The organism is Flavobacterium wongokense (assembly GCF_021608265.1).
Taxonomy (GTDB): domain Bacteria; phylum Bacteroidota; class Bacteroidia; order Flavobacteriales; family Flavobacteriaceae; genus Flavobacterium; species Flavobacterium wongokense.
On the sequence record NZ_JAKIHP010000007.1, the window covers coordinates 48,680 to 67,203 of the forward strand.

Annotated in this window: 8 protein-coding genes and 1 riboswitch; of the genes, 4 read left to right on the plus strand and 4 right to left on the minus strand. The window is 40.9% G+C overall.

The window, feature by feature from the left end:
• Positions 1-13: 13 nt before the first annotated feature.
• The 3 genes from L1S31_RS13500 to L1S31_RS13510 form a co-directional block, all read right to left on the minus strand.
• Positions 14-7,423, minus strand: coding sequence for a T9SS type A sorting domain-containing protein (locus L1S31_RS13500; protein WP_236465284.1), 7,410 nt, complete (start codon positions 7,421-7,423; stop codon positions 14-16).
• Positions 7,424-7,603: 180 nt separating this feature from the next.
• Entirely contained in the window at positions 7,604-8,218 is a 615-nt protein-coding gene (locus L1S31_RS13505; protein ID WP_236465285.1) for a deoxynucleoside kinase, read from the minus strand.
• Positions 8,218-9,012, minus strand: a complete 795-nt coding sequence (locus tag L1S31_RS13510; protein ID WP_236465287.1) for a hypothetical protein — start codon at positions 9,010-9,012, stop codon at positions 8,218-8,220. The genes L1S31_RS13505 and L1S31_RS13510 overlap by 1 nt, the downstream gene beginning before the upstream one ends.
• Positions 9,013-9,133: 121 nt before the next feature.
• Here L1S31_RS13510 and L1S31_RS13515 point away from each other — a divergent pair, with 121 nt between their 5' ends.
• The gene (locus L1S31_RS13515; protein WP_236465288.1) at positions 9,134-10,030 is read left to right on the plus strand and encodes a GLPGLI family protein; all 897 of its coding nucleotides are present in this window, start codon (positions 9,134-9,136) and stop codon (positions 10,028-10,030) included.
• 4 nt (positions 10,031-10,034) lie between these two features.
• A complete protein-coding gene (locus tag L1S31_RS13520; protein WP_236465289.1) occupies positions 10,035-12,755 on the plus strand; it encodes a carboxypeptidase-like regulatory domain-containing protein in 2,721 nt (906 codons plus the stop codon).
• 280 nt (positions 12,756-13,035) lie between these two features.
• Here L1S31_RS13520 and metK read toward each other — a convergent pair whose 3' ends face one another.
• Entirely contained in the window at positions 13,036-14,286 is a 1,251-nt protein-coding gene (metK, locus tag L1S31_RS13525; RefSeq protein ID WP_236465290.1) for a methionine adenosyltransferase, read from the minus strand.
• A gap of 283 nt (positions 14,287-14,569) precedes the next feature.
• Positions 14,570-14,674: riboswitch (SAM riboswitch) on the plus strand.
• A gap of 147 nt (positions 14,675-14,821) precedes the next feature.
• Here metK and L1S31_RS13530 point away from each other — a divergent pair.
• Both L1S31_RS13530 and metH read left to right on the plus strand, forming a co-directional pair.
• Positions 14,822-15,811 (plus strand): homocysteine S-methyltransferase family protein, encoded by a 990-nt coding sequence (locus tag L1S31_RS13530; RefSeq protein ID WP_236465291.1) that lies wholly within the window; start codon positions 14,822-14,824, stop codon positions 15,809-15,811.
• Positions 15,811-18,486 (plus strand): methionine synthase, encoded by a 2,676-nt coding sequence (gene metH, locus L1S31_RS13535; RefSeq protein ID WP_236465292.1) that lies wholly within the window; start codon positions 15,811-15,813, stop codon positions 18,484-18,486. The genes L1S31_RS13530 and metH overlap by 1 nt, the downstream gene beginning before the upstream one ends.
• Positions 18,487-18,524 lie beyond the last annotated feature (38 nt).

The following is an 18,524-nucleotide window of genomic DNA, read 5'->3' on the forward strand; positions in this document are numbered from 1 at the left end:
TATGGTGTAGAATTTATCTTTGCTTGATAATCTTGATGGTTTTTTCTTTGTCGCCAGCCTGCACTTTTATGAAATAGGTGGCTTCGGCTAATCTTGATAAATCCATTTGGACTTGAGTCGAATTGGTATTTTGAACTGTAATGATCTGCCCAAGCATATTCATTAAAGTCAGCTGTGTAATGTTTTCTGAATAGGAAATATTCACTACAGACGAAGTCGGATTTGGATAAAACACAAAATGTAAATTATCAAATCCACTATTGCCCAAATTAACGGTTACGGTTACACCAAATGGCACACTCGGACAAGTAGCTGAAAAAGCAACTGCATAATAAGTCGCACCGTTCGTTAATACCGTTGTCAACGATAATGGATTAGTTAAGCTTAGCGCATCAGCCAGTGAACCGTACCAGTTTACAGATGCCGGGCTCACAACAAGATCAGCTACGGTCGCATCATTTAAATCGGCAACATCAAAAGTCTGGAATGCATTTCCTGTTGGTGTAGCAGTTGTATGAACTGTGATGGTCATCGTTGCTGTTCCGGCGCATTGTCCTGAATCCGGAGTGAATGTATACGTTGTTGTAGTGGTATTATCCAAAGCTGGAGACCATGTTCCTGTAATTCCATTGATAGAAGTTGTTGGCAAAGCCAATAAAGGATCACCGTTACAAATGTTTCCAACCGGAGTGAAAGTTGGTGTCACAGGCTGATTCACCGTAATAGTCAATGAAGCTGATGTGGCACATTGTCCGGCAGTTGGAGTGAAAGTATAGGTCGTTGTCGCAGTGTTATTCAAAGCTGGTGACCAGGTTCCGTTAAATCCATTATTGGATGTCGTTGGCAATGCTGACAACGAATCACCATTACAAATCGGAGCCACAGCTGTAAATGTAGGAGCCACCTGCTGATTAACGGAAATCGTTAAAGTTGCTGTAGTTGCACATTGTCCTGCTGTTGGCGTAAAGGTATAAGTCGTTGTAGCGGTGTTATCCAAAGCTGGCGACCAGGTTCCACTATATCCATTGTTTGATATTGTTGGCAATGCCAATAAGGTTTCACCGTTGCAAATAGGAGCTACCGCATCAAAGCTTGGCGTAGTAGGATCAATTACCACAACAGTCAAAGATGTTGTAATGGCACATTCTCCGGAATTTGGTGTAAAGGTGTAGGTTGTCGTAGCGGCATTGTTTGCCAAAGGCGACCATGTTCCTGAAATTCCATTGGTGGATGTTGTTGGCAGATTAAATGTTGAATCACCATTACAAACAGGCCCAAGAGGGTTGAATGTTGGTGTCACAGGTTGATTTACCGTAACGGTTAAAGTCGTAACAACCCCACACTGGCCAGGATTTGGCGTAAAGGTGTAGGTTGTAGTGGCTGTATTGTCAACGGCTGGTGACCATGTTCCTGTAATTGCATTATTGGATGTTGTTGGTAATACCAAAGAATCACCATTACAAATCGGAGCTATTGCTGTAAAAGTCGGAACCGTTGTTGGTTGATTCACCGTAATCGTCAAAGTAGTGACTGCTGCACATTGTCCTGCATCTGGAGTAAAGGTGTACGTTGTTGTAGCAGTATTATCCAAACCAGGCGACCAGCTTCCGGTATAACCATTGTTTGAAGTTATTGGTAAAGCCGATAATGAACCGCCATTACAAATTGGCGTAACGGCATTGAACGTTGGTGTTACAGGCTGATTCACTGTAATGGTCAGCGTTGCTGTCGAAGCACATTGTCCGGCATCAGGTGTAAATGTATAGGTAGTCGTAATTGTATTATCTAAAGCAGGAGACCAACTTCCAGTATAGCCGTTATTGGATGTTGTTGGCAAAGCCGATAACGAATCACCATTACAAATTGGAGCGACCGCTGAAAAAACCGGAGCTATTGGCTGGTTAACCGTAACTGTTAATAATGCCGTTGTAGCACATTGTCCTGCAGTTGGGGTAAATGTATAAGTGGTTGTAGCAGCATTGTTTATTGCAGGCGACCATGTTCCCGTATATCCATTGTTGGATGTTGTTGGCAATGCCAATGAATCGCCATTACAAATCGGAGCGATAGTATTGAACGTTGGTGTTACTGGTTGATTCACAGTAACGGTCAACGAAGTTGTTATAGCACATTCTCCAACATTTGGTGTGAATGTATAAGTTGTTGTAGCTGTATTGTCAATTACTGGCGACCATGTTCCTGAAATTCCATTGTTGGATGTTGCAGGCAGTACCAATGAATCACCATTACAAATTGGCGCTATAGCTGAGAATGTTGGAGTCACAGGCTGATTCACCGTAACGGTTAAAGTCGTTACAACTCCGCATTGTCCAGGATCTGGAGTAAAGGTGTAAGTTGTGGTAGCCGTATTGTCAATTGCTGGTGACCAGGTTCCTGTAATTGCATTGTTGGATATTGTTGGTAATACCAAAGAATCTCCATTACAAATAGGAGCAATAGCCGTAAATGTTGGTATTGTCGTCGGTTGATTCACCGTGATTGTCAAAGTAGTAACTGCTGCGCACTGATTTGCATCAGGCGTAAAGGTATAGATTGTGGTCAAAGTATTGTCCAAAGCAGGAGACCAGCTTCCGGTATACCCATTGTTTGAAGTTGTTGGCAAAGCCGATAATGAGCCACCATTACAAATCGGAGCAACGGCATTGAATGTTGGTGTTACTGGCTGATTAACCGTAATCGTCAAAGTAGTAACTGCTGCGCACTGACCTGCATCCGGTGTAAAGGTATATACTGTCGTAATTGTATTATCCAAAACAGGTGACCAGCTTCCGGTATACCCATTGATTGAAGTCGTTGGCAAAGCCAATAACGAATCACCATTACAAATTGGGGCAACCGCTGCGAAAGTTGGTGTTATTGGCTGATTAACCGTAATGGTCAAAGAAGCTGTTGTTGCACATTGTCCCGCTGTTGGGGTAAAGGTGTAAGTTGTGGTCAAAGTATTATTCAAAGCAGGCGACCAGCTTCCGGTATAACCATTGATTGAGGTTGTTGGCAAAGCCGATAATGAATCTCCGTTACAAATTGGAGCAACTGCTGAAAATGTCGGAGTTATTGGTTGGTTTACCGTAATGGTCAAAGAAGCCGTTGTTGCACATTGCCCTGAATTTGGTGTAAATGTATAGGTTCCGGTTGCCGTATTGTCAAATGCCGGCGACCAGGTTCCAACAAATCCGTTTACAGAAGTTGTAGGCAAGGTTAAAGAATCTCCGTTGCAAATCGGAGCAATGGCATTAAATGTCGGCGTTACAGGCTGATTTACCGTAATGGTCAATGTTGCCGTTGTGGCGCATTGTCCTGCATTTGGTGTAAACGTATAGGTTCCGGTTGCCGTATTGTCAAATGCCGGCGACCAGGTTCCAACAAAACCGTTCACAGAAGTTGTAGGCAAGGTTAATGAATCTCCATTGCAAATTGGAGCAATTGCATTAAATGTTGGTGTCACAGGCTGATTAACTGTGATTGTCAATGAAGCCGTTCCTGCACATTGTCCGGCGTCCGGCGTAAAAGTATAGGTTGTTGTTGAAGTATTATCCAAAGCAGGAGACCAGCTTCCGGTGTAACCATTGATTGAAGTTGTAGGCAAAGCCGATAACGAATCTCCATTACAAATAGGAGCAACGGCAGTGAATGTTGGCGTTACTGGTTGATTTACCGTAATCGTTAGAGTAGTAACAGCAGCACATTGTCCGGCGTCCGGCGTAAAGGTATATGCTGTCGTAATTGTATTGTCCAAAGAAGGTGACCAGCTTCCGGTGTAGCCATTGATTGAAGTCGTAGGCAAAGCCGATAATGAATCACCATTACAAATCGGAGTCACAGCACTGAATGTTGGTGTTATTGGTTGATTCACTGTAATAGTTAAAGAAGCTGTCGTTGCACATTGTCCCGCTGTTGGAGTAAAGGTGTAAGTTGTGGTCAAAGTATTATTCAAAGCCGGTGACCAGCTTCCGGTGTAACCATTGATTGAAGTTGTAGGCAAAGCCGATAATGAATCTCCATTACAAATCGGAGCAACAGCACTGAATGTTGGTGTTATTGGCTGATTCACTGTAATGGTCAAAGAGGCTGTTGTTGCACATTGTCCCGCTGTTGGGGTAAAAGTGTAGGTCGTGGTTAAAGTATTATTCAACGCTGGAGACCAGGTTCCTGTATAACCATTGATGGAAGTTGTTGGCAAAGCCGACAATGAATCTCCATTACAAATCGGAGCAATGGCATTGAATGTTGGCGTTACAGGCTGATTCACCGTGATGGTCAAAGAAGCTGTGTTGGCACATTGTCCGGCATTTGGTGTAAAGATATAAGTTGTTGTTGACGTATTATCCAAAGAAGGTGACCAGGTTCCTGTATAACCATTGATTGAGGTCGTTGGCAAAGCCGATAATGAATCTCCATTACAAATCGGCGCAATGGCACTGAATGTTGGCGTCACAGGCTGATTTACCGTAATGGTCAAAGAAGCTGTGTTGGCACATTGTCCAGCCGTTGGTGTAAAAGTATAAGTCGTTGTAATTGTATTATTCAAAGCAGGAGACCAGCTTCCGGTGTAACCGTTGATGGAAGTTGTTGGCAAAGCCGATAAGGAATCTCCATTACAAATAGGAGCAACTGCTGCAAAAGTCGGAGTTATTGGCTGGTTAACCACAACGGTTAACGTTGCTGTTGTAGCACATTGACCAGGAGTTGGCGTAAAGGTATAAGTGGTTGTTGCAGTATTATTTATGGCAGGAGACCAGGTTCCAACATATCCATTGTTTGATGTCGTTTGCAGTGTGATGGAATCTCCATTACAAATCGGAGCAATCGTATTAAAAGTTGGAGTAATTGGCTGATTCACCGTAATGGTCAAAGAAGCCGTCGTAGCACATTGTCCGGCCGTTGGTGTAAACGTATAGGTCGTTGTCAGGGCATTATTCAATGCCGGTGACCATGTACCAGTATAACCATTATTGGAAATTGTTGGCAATGGAGATAAAGCATCACCGTTACAAATATCGGCAACAGGAGTAAAAGTTGGCGTAACCGGCTGATTGACATTTATGGTCAAAGTAGTTGTAGCCGCACATTGTCCCGCGTCAGGTGTAAAGGTATAAATCGTTGTAAGTGTATTGTTCAAGGCTGGAGACCAGCTTCCGGTGTAGCCATTGTTTGAAGTCGTTGGCAATGGCGATAAAGAACCTCCGCTACAAATATCAGCAACAGCTGTAAATGTTGGTATTGTTGGCTGAGTTACATTTATGGTTAAGGTAGCTTGTGAAGCACATATTCCAGGATCAGGTGTAAAGGTATAGGTTGTTGTAACGGTGTTGTCCAATGCCGGTGACCAGCTTCCTGTAATTCCATTATCAGAAGTTGTTGGCAAAGCTGCTAAAGGATCTCCATTACAAATACCTGCTACTGGCTGAAATGTTGGAGGAACCTGAGGTAATAATGTTTGTGTGATTTCCAATCCATAAGTTCCTTCTTCTTCACCCAAACCTGGATAACCTTCTACCATTACATAAACAACATCTTCTCCCGAGATATCTAAATCTGTTATCGAAGATTGTCTGGTAACACCACAATCATCATCGCTGTATCCTAATATTGTAGTTCCATCTTGCGCGTATACTGTTAGGATAGTGTCAAAATTAGAACCTGTACAGGTATTTAAACTCATAGATTGTGCACAGGCATCCAAATTAATTCTATACCAAACATCTGGAGTCGTTTCGCCGATTTCATCCGTAAAACAGTTTGTAGAAAGATTGTTGCCTGAGGTATTATAATTGGGTGTATTTACATCAATTGCTGTTGCAAAAGTATCTCCAGGAGGTGGAGTTGTATTGATAGTTAAATCCAATGTTTCGGTACTACAGCTTGTTGGATTTGCCGCAATGGCAAGGTCTTTCAGCCCCACATAATGATTCGGAACTGTAGTCGATGAACTCAGCACAATGCTACTAATAAAGTTATTGTCAAAATATCCAAAAGTATCTGAATTGGTGGTAACAGTCCTACTTTGCACATGCCCGTTAGAATAGGTAACAGTCACATTTCCTGAAATCACATTGTCGTTGATATCAGTTGTAAAATACTTGGCAGAAACACCATAAACAGGAGGAGTGAAGGTTATGGTTATGGGATTATTCGGATTGGTAGTTCCAAGAAAATCCGGACCAGAATACATTCCACCCGGAGCCGACGCATTAATAGTGGTTGTACCCATTGTAAAAATGGTTGGATTGGTAGCAGGAATACTGCTCACATCTGCCAAATGAACCGTTGAGTTAAATGAAAAGGCATGCTGTACCCAAGTATTGAAATCGTCAATTTCGGTTGTGTCTGTTATCGGAATTGTTGTGACATATTGGCCACTGCTCGTGTAAGTAACTCCTGTAATTGGCCAGGTATAACTGTTACAGGCACTCAAAGTTGTCGTGTTGGATACAATCGGATTTACGTTTATCGTCAGTGTTTTTGTTGTTGCACATTGCCCGCTATCCGGAGTAAATGTATAAGTTGTAGTATTGGTATTGTCTAAAGCCGGTGACCAGCTTCCCGGGATTCCATTGTTAGAAGTTGTTGGCAATGGCGATAATGCGTCTCCTACACAAATTGGATTTACCGGGGTGAAAGTTGGTACAGTCCTTGGGAATACTGTTAGGTCTAAGGTATCATCGGCAGCAGGATTGGTAGCAATGCTGATGTTGTTCAAAGAGATAAATCGGTTTGCTGTTGAAGTTGATAAAACTAAACTGGTCAAAGGCGTAGTCGAAAAATAACCAAAAGTTTCAGTATCCGAATTTACGGTTCTGCTATCTACAGCACCATCAGAATAGGTTGTCGTTACATTTCCACTAACCACATTATCTGAAATATTGGTCACAAAAAAATTACCAGCTAGCCCATAAATAGGAGGATTAAAAGTAATTGTTATCGATTCACTCGAATTATTTGTACCTATAAATGTACCATTCGTATACATTCCGCCAGGAGCACTTAAACTTAAGTTAGTCGTACCAATTGATATGTTAATGGTTGTCGCAGCCGGAATACCCGCCATATCATTGAAAGCAACAGTAGCGCCATTGGCTGCAGCCGAATTGTCCCAGGCTGTCCGATCATTAAATGCTTGCGTGATACCACCACCTGAAGTATAAATCCCAGTGAGATTATATGTTTGGCCATTGACCGGCCAGGTATAGCTGTCGCAGGCAATTACTGTTGTTGTAGCCTGAGTGGTTGGTGCAACCGGGCGGTTCAATACTGTTTTTTGAACTGAAGTCTTTTGTGTAAAAGGATTTTGTTGTGAATTCCTGCCGGTATTTCTTGATTGTGCAAAAGCAGTAAAATTAAATGTCAGCAGAACTAAAAGCACTAATAGGAATTTGGGATTGATTGGGTAGTTTTTCTCCATCTGGTAATTTTTTTGGGGTAATTATTTCGACCTTAACTTGATTAAATTTTAATAACTAATTCGATAAAAATAGATATTTAATTCAATTGCTGTGTAAATTAATCGTTGTCTTTGAGGTTATTACCGATGAACAAACAAAAAAGCCACGCAATTGCGTGGCTTTTTGTAAATTTCTGATATCTAAAACAGACCGTTTATTTCTGCATTTATCTTATTGATAATCGTTCCTAAATCTTCCGGATTATTTACAAAATCAATATTGTCAACATCAATGATGAGTAATTTTCCTTTGTCATAAGTCGTAATCCACGCTTCATAACGTTCATTAAGACGACTTAAGTAATCGATGGAAATCGTGTTTTCATAATCACGGCCTCTTTTATGGATTTGCGAAACCAGATTTGGAATCGAACTTCTAAGGTAAATCAACAAATCAGGCGCGCCAACCAAACCTTCCATCAACTGGAAAAGATCGGAATAATTTTCAAAATCACGGTTGGTCATCAATCCCATAGCGTGTAAGTTGGGAGCAAAAATGTGGGCATCTTCATAAATCGTTCGGTCCTGGATGATGTTCTTTCCACTCTCCCTAATTTGCAAAACCTGGCGAAAACGCGAATTCAGGAAATAAATCTGAAGATTGAAACTCCAGCGTTCCATCTGATGGTAAAAATCATCAAGGTATGGATTGTCAACTACGTCTTCAAAATGGGGTTCCCATTTGAATTGTTTGGCCAAAAATCGAGTCAACGTAGTCTTCCCAGCTCCGATGTTTCCTGCTACTGCTATGTGCATTATGGTAATTTTATTTTATAATTCTTAATTTGTTGGTTGGTAAAAATAGCCAAAATTTGGTCTTTGTAATAATAATTTTGAAACGATTTCTCAACAATTTCTATTTCGTAAACCGTTTTCGTTAGGTTATTCAGGCAATACAGAACGTTGTCACGTGAGAACAATAATTTCTCACTGTCGATAATCTGGATTTTTTCAAAAGGCGGAATATTGGCAAGCAAAGCCACTTTGCCAAAAATATCAATCGCGTACCAATTATTGACGTCATCAATCCAATAAAAATTATTGAAATCCGATTGGGTATACTGAATGTCACCCTGTATCGGATTGCCAATCTCCTTGGAGGTTTTTTTCAAATAATCAAACAACAATATCTGTTGGGTTAGCGAATTATAAATCCAAAACTGATTCTGTGAAGCCAAACCAATCTTCGACGCAAAAATGGTATTGTCAATGTCAAAAAGATTGAGTTTCTGGATTTCGTTAAGCTGGTTGTCGAGCGTGATGATTGTATTGAAATCTTCGTAAAAAACCACCAGCTGCAGCGGATTCACATAATCGACAGACGTGATTTTTCCAAGGGCTACATTCTTGTATTCCCATTTCTGGGTATCATTTTGTTTGATAAAAACATTGTCCTTGATGTAATAATTATTGCCCAAACCATCAAAACCGATAAAGGTTTTGTTTTCCAGTTCTGTCGTGTTCAATTCGGTGGTTTTCAGTTTTTTATTTTGGCCAAAAACTAGGGTAAAACCAAATAATAAAAAGAAATAAACTACATTTTTCATCATAGGGCTAAATTAAGCTAAACCAAATTAATTTCCATAAATCCCACAAAGATATTTTAACAAAAGATTGGTAACAGATATCAATATTGTTCGTCATATTTGTTCTTCAAAAATCACTAAAGCAATGAGGAATTTACTTTATACTTCACTTTTTTTATTGGCATTTATCACTTCAAATGCCCAAAAGGATTTCCAGGGAATGGCAGTTTATGAATCAAAAACCAGTACTTCGGATATGAAAACCGCATTCAGCGGCAACAAAAACATAACGCCCGAAATGCAGAAAATGATTGAAGAGCGTGTCAAAAAGGCATTGGAAAAAACGTACATCCTCAATTTTGATAAATCGGCTTCAATTTACAAAGAGGAAGAAAAACTCGATGCACCGGGTACCCAAGGTCAGGGCGGAGGAATGCGGATGATGTTTAATTCCTTCACCGGTGGTGGCGGGACTTATTATAAAAACATAAAAGACAAAAACTATGTTTCGGCAAAAGAGTTTATGGGCAAGGAATTCCTAGTTAAGGATTCGCTGCCAAAGCTCAATTGGAAAATGGAATCAGAATCCAAAGTCATAGGCGGTTATACCTGCTACAAAGCCACAGCGGTTAAACCGGTAAACACTTCAGATTTTAGGAATTTCAGGAAAAAGGCCGAAGACAAAAAGGAAGATGCAGCCAAAAATGAGGATAAGGAAAAGACGACCAATTTTATGGAAGGATTTGAAATGCCAAAGGAAATAAACATCACAGCCTGGTATGCACCCGAAATCCCTGTGAGTACCGGACCTGATACTTATTTTGGACTTCCGGGTTTAATCCTTGAAGTCAATGATGGGAAAACGATAATCCTTTGCTCGAAAGTAGTTTTGAATGCCAAAGAAAAAGTCGAAATAAAAGCCCCAACCAACGGTAAGGAAGTAACCCAAAAGGAATACGACGAGACAGTAATCAAGAAAATGAAGGAAATGGAAGAAATGAATCCGGGAAGAGGAGGAATGCAAATCAGAATGGGACATTAACCTTATGAAAAAACTCTATTTTCTTTTCTTCTTAGCCTCTGTTGCATCCTTTTCCCAAAACATCCGGTTTGAGGGAATCGTGCAGGACAGCAATAAGGCGCCACTCGAAATGGCAAATGTCATGGCAATGAATCAAGGCACCAAAGCCATGGATGCTTACGCCATTACCAACGATAAGGGAAAATTTTCACTGAATCTCAAACCCAATTCCATGTATTCCATCAAGCTGAGTTACCTCGGAATGCAGAACAAGGAAATCACCGTTACCACCGAAACACAGAATATTACCCAAAACATTACGATGGAAAGTGGCGGAATTGAACTCGATGGTGTTGAAATCGTTAGGGAAATGCCGGTTTCGATAAAAGGGGATACCATTGTTTACAATGCCGATTCGTTCAAAAGCGGAACGGAACGAAAACTCGAAGATGTGTTGAAAAAATTACCCGGAGTTGAAGTAAACGCTGATGGCGAAGTGGAAGTTGAAGGCAAAAAAGTCTCGAAACTGATGGTCGAAGGCAAGGATTTTTTTGATGGCGATACCAAACTCGGCGTAAAGAACATTCCGGCTGATGCGATAGATAAAGTACAGGTTCTTCGAAATTATAATGAAAATTCCATTTTAAAAGGAGTAGAAAACAACCAGGATAATGTGGCAATGAACATCAAGCTGAAGGAAGGCAAAAAGAACTTCTGGTTTGGCGATGTCACGGCAGGAATTGGCGTCGGGCACGAAGAAAAACGCTATAATGTCAACCCGAAATTGTTTTATTACAATCCAAAATACAGCATCAACCTGATTACGAATTTCAATAATATTGGCGAACTCCCACTGACGTTCCAGGATTACTTCAAATTTACCGGAGGTTTTAAAAACATGATGTCCAAAGGCGGTTCAACGTTCAATGTTTCGTCCAACGATTTGGGGATTTCGCTGTTGCGGAATGACCGGGCCAAGGAAATTGAAACCAATTTTGGCGCGACCAATTTTTCGTACAACCCAACAAAAGCCTGGTCTTTAAGTGGCTTTGCAATCCTATCTTCCTCAACAACCGAATTGGAAACCGCTTCCAAAACCGATTATTTGGTTCCGAATTCATCTGCAGTTGCCACGACAGAAAACCGCACGGATATTTCACAACAAAAGAACAATTTGGGGTTATTCAAACTCAGTTCTTCCTATAAGCCCAATGTCAATTTCCAATTCGATTATGATATCCTGTCCAAGCTTTCCAAGCAGGATGAAATCAGCAATTTGTTTAGGGAAACCATTGACAATACAGGAACGTCCAATGAAAATATCGATACCAACAAAAAACAGACTCCGGTTTCTATAAATCAGAATCTGGGAATGTATTACACGCTGAATGATAAAAATGTTTTTGCCTTTGAAGCCCAGCATCTGTTCCAGGATGAGGATCCGTTTTATAATGCCAACCTGCAATCGCAGCCCTTTAATCTGGTTGGATATGAACCGTTGCAAAACCGCAACGACATTACCCAAAAGCGTTTTGTAAAAACCAATAAGCTCGACGCCAAACTCGATTACTATTATATGTTGACACCAAAAAGCAACATCAATGTTACCCTTGGGAATACACATTCCTTCCAGAGTTTTGATTCGTCTATCTACCAAATTTTGGATAATGGAACCGTTAATAATCTCGATGATGTTACCAACACGAATAATGTAAATTACAATTTCAACGACGCTTTTGTTGGGCTGCATTACAAAATCCTGCACGGGAAATTTACGTTCACTCCGGGCCTAAGTGCGCATTCGTACACAATGGCCAATAATCAGTTGGGAAGCAAATACAAACAAAGCTTCGGAAGGATTTTGCCCGATTTATATGTGTTGTACCAAATCAAGAAAGCCGAAACCCTGACGTATAATTTTTCGGTTACCAATAATTTTACCGACATCAACAAACTCGCCGAAGGTTATGTTTTGAACAGTTACAGCAGCCTTTCAAGCGGAAACCGAACACTCGAAAACTCCACTTCACAAAGCCATTCGATTCGTTATTTCAAATACAATATGTTCAATTTTGAGAATATTTTTGCGGCCGCAACCTATTCCAGGACCATTGATGCGGTGAAATCACGTTTTGTTTTCGACGGTGTGAACCAGACTTCGTCACCTATAAATTCTGCTTTTGCTGACGAATCGTTCATGGCAATCGGGAATTACGGAAGGTCTTTCCTCAAATATTACAAAGCCTCAGCAAGTGTAAACCTGAACTGGTCAAAATTCAATAATATCCAATATGTTCCGGCAACCAATTCAGATGTGGCGATAACCAATGAGAGTTTTACACAGAGCTATACGTTGAAAGCATCTACGAATTATAAGAACCTGCCCAACCTCGAATTGGGTTACAATTTTGTCATCAATGACTATCAGGGTGATACTTTTTATACCGACAAACCTTTTGCGAGGCTTGATTATTTTTTCCTGAAAAGCTTCTCCTTTGTTTCGGAATATGAATTTTACCATTACCGCAGCAAAGACCGCACAACCCAAAACGAATACGATTTTCTTTCGGCAAGCCTGATTTACCAAAAGACAAAAGACAGCCATTGGGAATACAAAATCTCGGGAACAAACCTTTTAAACACAAAATCCCTGAATGACGACAGCTTCAACCAGACGATTGTCCGCACTTCGCAATACCGCGTCCAGCCACGTTATATTATTTTTAGTTTGAAATATAATTTGTAGGAGCTTTTCCCGCTTTCCGTTGCAATCTTTTTGTTATTCAACAAAAAGGATTTCCACTACAATCGGGGCTATTCTTCTTTTGTCTTGAAACAAAAGAAGCAAAAATTCAAGGCTGGGAATCTTCAGCGGTCAATTTCTAAATATATTTCCGAATGTCCACTGGACATTCTCCTCTTAATATCAAATGTTTTCTTTGGACAAGCAAAGAAAATGAACAGAAGGATAGAAATAAAAATCCCGCCTTTTGAGCGGGATTCATTTATAATAAGAGTATCAAATATTACAATTTGAAAGCTGCTTTTACTTTATCTACATAATCCAATTTCTCCCAGGTAAACAACTCAACGTTTACAGTTTTTGGAGCGCCATTTGGCAATTGGAAGGTTTTGGTAACCGTTTCAGGTTTTCTTCCCATGTGTCCGTAAGCAGCAGTTTCGCTATAAATAGGATTTCTCAATTTCAAACGTTGCTCGATGAAATAAGGCCTCATATCAAATACGTTCTCAACCACTTTACTGATTTCTCCGTCAGTCAGGTTTACTTTTGAAGTTCCGTAAGTTACTACGTTGATAGAAGTTGGTTTTGCCACTCCAATCGCATAAGAAACCTGTACCAAAACTTCGTCACACAATCCGGCAGCAACTAAGTTTTTAGCAATGTGACGTGTTGCATAAGCAGCAGAACGGTCTACTTTTGACGGGTCTTTCCCAGAGAAAGCTCCTCCACCGTGAGCACCTTTTCCACCGTAAGTATCCACGATGATTTTTCTACCTGTAAGTCCAGTGTCACCGTGAGGTCCTCCAATTACGAATTTCCCTGTTGGGTTAATGTGGTAGGTGATATCATCATTGAATAAATGAGCGTATTGTGGGTATTTTGCCTTAATTCTTGGAATCAAAATCGAAATCAGATCACTTTTGATTTTTGCCAACATTTCAGCTTCCGGAGCGAAATCATCGTGCTGCGTAGAAATAACGATAGCGTCAATTCTTTGTGGTTTGTTATCGTCAGAATACTCTAAAGTCACCTGAGATTTTGCATCAGGACGCAAGTATTTGATTTCGTTGTTTTCTCTTCTGATATTAGCCAATTCAATCAACAAAGCGTGAGATAGATCTAAAGCCAAAGGCATGTAGTTTTCAGTTTCATTTGTTGCGTAACCAAACATCATTCCCTGGTCACCAGCACCTTGCTCTTCTTTGCTTGCTCGGTCAACACCTTGGTTGATGTCGGCAGATTGTTCGTGGATTGCAGATAAAACACCGCAGGAATCAGCATCAAACATATACTCACTTTTAGTATATCCAATTTTTTTGATTACTTCCCTTGCAATAGACTGCACATCAAGATAAGTGTTCGATTTTACTTCTCCGGCAAGGATTACCTGACCTGTTGTTACCAAAGTTTCGCAGGCAACTTTTGAATCAGCATCAAATGCCAAAAAGTTATCAATTAACGCATCAGAAATTTGGTCTGCAACTTTGTCTGGATGTCCTTCACTCACTGACTCCGACGTAAATAAATAAGCCATAACTATATTTTAGTTTAATATTTAATATCTAAAAAGGAAAAAGGAAGACTGCGGTAAAAAACTAAAGAAGGAATGCTGCTTTAGCATTTTTTAACGAGGTTGCAATCAGTTCAAATTTCTCCTCCTATTTTTTCGAGTGCAAATGTATAAAATCAAATTGAATTTCAAATAATTCTAAACTTTTTTTTAAAAAATTGCGATAACGATTTCGTTTTTTATTTTTCAAAACCCTTGCAAATAACAATTCTATGCCGTTACTTTGCAGCGTTCATAAACATAATGTTTGTTATCACGAAAGCTCGAGGGAATAGACCCAATGACAGCTTAGCAACCCTTTGCCAAAAGAAGGTGCTACATTCTAACCCGATTTATCGGGAAAAGATAACCAAGAGATTCTTCGATAACTTATATATGATTTTGTACGCACTTCTGAAATTTTCAGGAGCCATTTCCCGCTGTCCGCGCTACATGGTAGCTCGCTGCCATCGGGGCTAGGGCACTGTAGTTCAGTACAACAATTTAGTAAAAGAAGAAAATGTCAAAAATTCAGGAAGCAATCCAAAACAGGATTCTCGTGCTCGACGGAGCAATGGGAACCATGCTGCAGCGCAATAATTTCTCCGAAGCCGATTTCCGCGGGGAACGATTCAAGGATTTTCCACATCCGTTGAAAGGAAACAACGATTTACTTTCAATTACCCAACCCGAAGCCGTGAAAGAGGTACACCGCTTGTATTTTCAGGCTGGTGCCGATATTGTCGAAACCAATACCTTTTCAGGAACAACCATCGGAATGGCGGATTATCATTTAGAGGATTTGGTTTACGAACTCAATTATGAATCAGCCAAAATTGCCCGCGAAGTTGCCGATGAATTCACCGACAGGCCACGTTTTGTTGCAGGTTCCATTGGGCCAACAAACAGAACAGCATCCATGTCGCCAGACGTTAACGATCCTGGTTTCCGGGCCGTAACTTTTGACGATTTGCGCATCGCCTACAAACAGCAGGTAGAAGCGTTAATCGACGGAGGCTGCGATGTGCTTTTGGTGGAAACCATTTTTGATACACTTAACGCAAAAGCCGCACTTTTCGCCATTGAAGAAGTAAAGGAAGAACGCAATCTTGATATTCCGGTCATGGTTTCAGGAACGATTACCGATGCTTCGGGAAGAACGCTTTCAGGGCAAACGGTTGAAGCATTTTTAATCTCAATTGAACACATAGAATTATTAAGCATCGGATTCAATTGTGCATTGGGTGCCGACCAATTGAAACCGTATCTGAAACGTTTGGCTCACAATACACAATTGAATGTTTCAGCGCATCCAAATGCAGGATTGCCTAATGCTTTCGGGCAATACGACCAAACTCCCGAAGAAATGCAGGCGTTAATCAGGGAATATTTACAGGATAATTTAATCAACATCATTGGTGGATGCTGTGGCACAACTCCGGAGCACATCAAAGCGATTGCCGATGTTGCAGCCGAATTCAAACCAAGACAAATTTTAGAAACGATATAATGGCGGAAGCACAAAAATATTTAAAACTATCAGGCTTGGAACCTTTGATAGTTACTCCGGAATCAAATTTCATTAACGTAGGAGAACGAACGAACGTAACAGGTTCGCGTAAGTTTTTGCGTTTAATAAAGGAAGAAAAATACGAGGAAGCACTCGACATTGCCCGAAACCAGGTTGAAGGCGGAGCCCAAATCATCGACATCAATATGGATGAAGGAATGTTGGATGGTGTATACGCCATGACCAAATTCCTAAATCTGATTGCGGCCGAACCTGATATTGCCCGCGTTCCGGTGATGGTCGACAGCTCTAAATGGGAAATCATCGAAGCCGGACTTAAGGTAATCCAGGGAAAAGGCGTCGTAAATTCGATTTCACTAAAAGAAGGGAAAGAAGCTTTCATCCATCATGCCAAATTAATCAAACGCTACGGAGCTGCAGTTATCGTAATGGCTTTTGATGAAGTGGGACAGGCGGATAATTATGAAAGACGCATCGAAATCTGTAAAAGAAGTTATGATATTTTGGTGGATGAAGTACATTTTCCACCGGAAGATATCATTTTCGACCCGAATATTTTCCCGGTTGCAACCGGAATGGACGAACACAAATTAAATGCACTGGATTTCTTCAGGGCAACCAAATGGATTCGTGAAAATCTTCCTTATGCCGGAATTTCTGGTGGTGTGAGTAATGTTTCGTTCTCTTTCCGTGGCAATGACAAAGTGCGTGAAGCCATGCATTCGGCGTTCCTGTATCATGCGATTAAAAACGGAATGACCATGGGAATCGTAAATCCGGAAATGCTTGAGATTTATGACGAAATCGATCCAATTTTATTGGAACACGTTGAAGATGTTTTGTTGAACAGAAGGGAAGATGCGACCGAAAGATTACTGGATTTGGCGGAAACCTTTAAAGGCGATGTAAAAACCAACGAAAAGGAAATAGCCGAATGGAGGAACGGAACGGTTCAGGAACGATTGACGCATTCTTTGGTAAAAGGAATTGACGAATTCATCGAAATTGATGTTGAAGAAGCAAGGCTTTCTGCAGATAAGGCAATCGAAGTTATCGAAGTGAATCTGATGGCAGGAATGAATGTTGTTGGCGATTTATTCGGAAGCGGAAAAATGTTTTTGCCTCAGGTTGTAAAATCGGCGCGTGTGATGAAAAAAGCCGTGGCGTATTTACTGCCGTTTATCGAAGCACAAAAAGACGGAAAATCATCTTCAGCCGGAAAAGTACTTATGGCAACGGTGAAAGGCGATGTACACGACATTGGCAAAAATATCGTAGCGGTAGTTTTGGGCTGCAATAATTTCGAAATCATCGATTTGGGAGTTATGGTTCCGCCGGAAAAAATCATTGAAGCTGCGGTTCGCGAAAACGTAGATATCATTGGTTTGAGCGGATTGATTACACCATCGCTTGACGAAATGGTGTATCTCGCCAAGGAAATGGACAAACTCAATATCAAAATTCCGATCATGATTGGTGGAGCAACAACTTCGCGTGCACACACTGCTGTGAAAATTGCACCCGAATACAAGGAAACTGTTGTCCACGTAAACGATGCTTCGCGTGCAGTTACGGTCGCCAGCAATTTGCTGCAAACGGAAACCAAAGTAGACTATGCTAAAACGGTTCGTGCCGAATACGACAAATTAAGAGACGGCTATCTGAACAGAAGCCGTGATAAAAATTACCTGTCTATTGAAGACGCACGTAAAAACAAACTGCAGTTGGATTGGGATAATTTCACTCCGGTTACACCAAATTTCATCGGAACAAAAACTGTTGAAGTCGAACTTTCGGAATTGGTTGATTTTATCGACTGGACTCCGTTTTTCAGTTCGTGGGAACTGTATGGAAAATATCCGGCAATCCTGACCGATGAGGTAGTGGGTGAACAGGCCACCGTTTTATTTGCCGATGCACAGAAAATGCTCAACCAGATTGTTTCCGAAAAATGGCTGACGGCAAAAGGAATCCTTGGAATTTTTCCAGCAAATACCATCAATGACGACGATATAGAAATTCAAAATTCAGAATTCAAAATTCAAAATAAATTCCTGACCTTACGCCAGCAATCCCAAAAAACGGCGGGAGCTCCAAACATTGCGTTAGCCGATTTTGTGGCTCCAAAAGATAGCGGAAAACAAGACTATATTGGCTGTTTTTGTGTGACTACAGGTTTTGGCGTGGATGAAAAAGCAGCCGAATTTGAAAAGCAATTGGACGATTACAATTCGATTTTAGTTAAAGCGCTTGGCGATAGATTAGCCGAAGCTTTCGCCGAATATCTGCACCTAAAAGTGAGGAAAGAAATCTGGGGTTATGCTTCGGAGGAAAACCTTTCAAATCAGGATCTGATTGATGAGGAATACAAAGGAATCCGTCCTGCGCCAGGTTATCCGGCTTGTCCAGATCATTTGGAAAAACCAACGATTTGGAAACTGCTCAATGTGGAAAACGAAATCGGTGTAAAGCTTACCGAAAGCATGGCAATGTGGCCGGCATCATCGGTTTCGGGTTATTATTTTGCCAATCCGGAAAGCAAGTATTTCGGACTCGGAAAAATAAAGGAAGACCAGGTTGTTGATTACGCTAAACGCCGTGGAATATCAACAGACCAGGCATCAAAATGGCTTTCGCCGAATATTGCAGATTAAATTGAGTTCAACTCATAACTCATAATTTATAACTCATA

Coding starts and splice junctions, on each gene's coding strand:
- L1S31_RS13500 (WP_236465284.1), bottom strand. CDS start 7,423: ATGGAGAAAAACTACCCAATCAATCCCAAATTCCTATTAGTGCTTTTA.
- metK (WP_236465290.1), bottom strand. CDS start 14,286: ATGGCTTATTTATTTACGTCGGAGTCAGTGAGTGAAGGACATCCAGAC.
- L1S31_RS13515 (WP_236465288.1), top strand. CDS start 9,134: ATGAGGAATTTACTTTATACTTCACTTTTTTTATTGGCATTTATCACT.
- L1S31_RS13530 (WP_236465291.1), top strand. CDS start 14,822: ATGTCAAAAATTCAGGAAGCAATCCAAAACAGGATTCTCGTGCTCGAC.
- L1S31_RS13510 (WP_236465287.1), bottom strand. CDS start 9,012: ATGATGAAAAATGTAGTTTATTTCTTTTTATTATTTGGTTTTACCCTA.
- L1S31_RS13505 (WP_236465285.1), bottom strand. CDS start 8,218: ATGCACATAGCAGTAGCAGGAAACATCGGAGCTGGGAAGACTACGTTG.
- metH (WP_236465292.1), top strand. CDS start 15,811: ATGGCGGAAGCACAAAAATATTTAAAACTATCAGGCTTGGAACCTTTG.
- L1S31_RS13520 (WP_236465289.1), top strand. CDS start 10,035: ATGAAAAAACTCTATTTTCTTTTCTTCTTAGCCTCTGTTGCATCCTTT.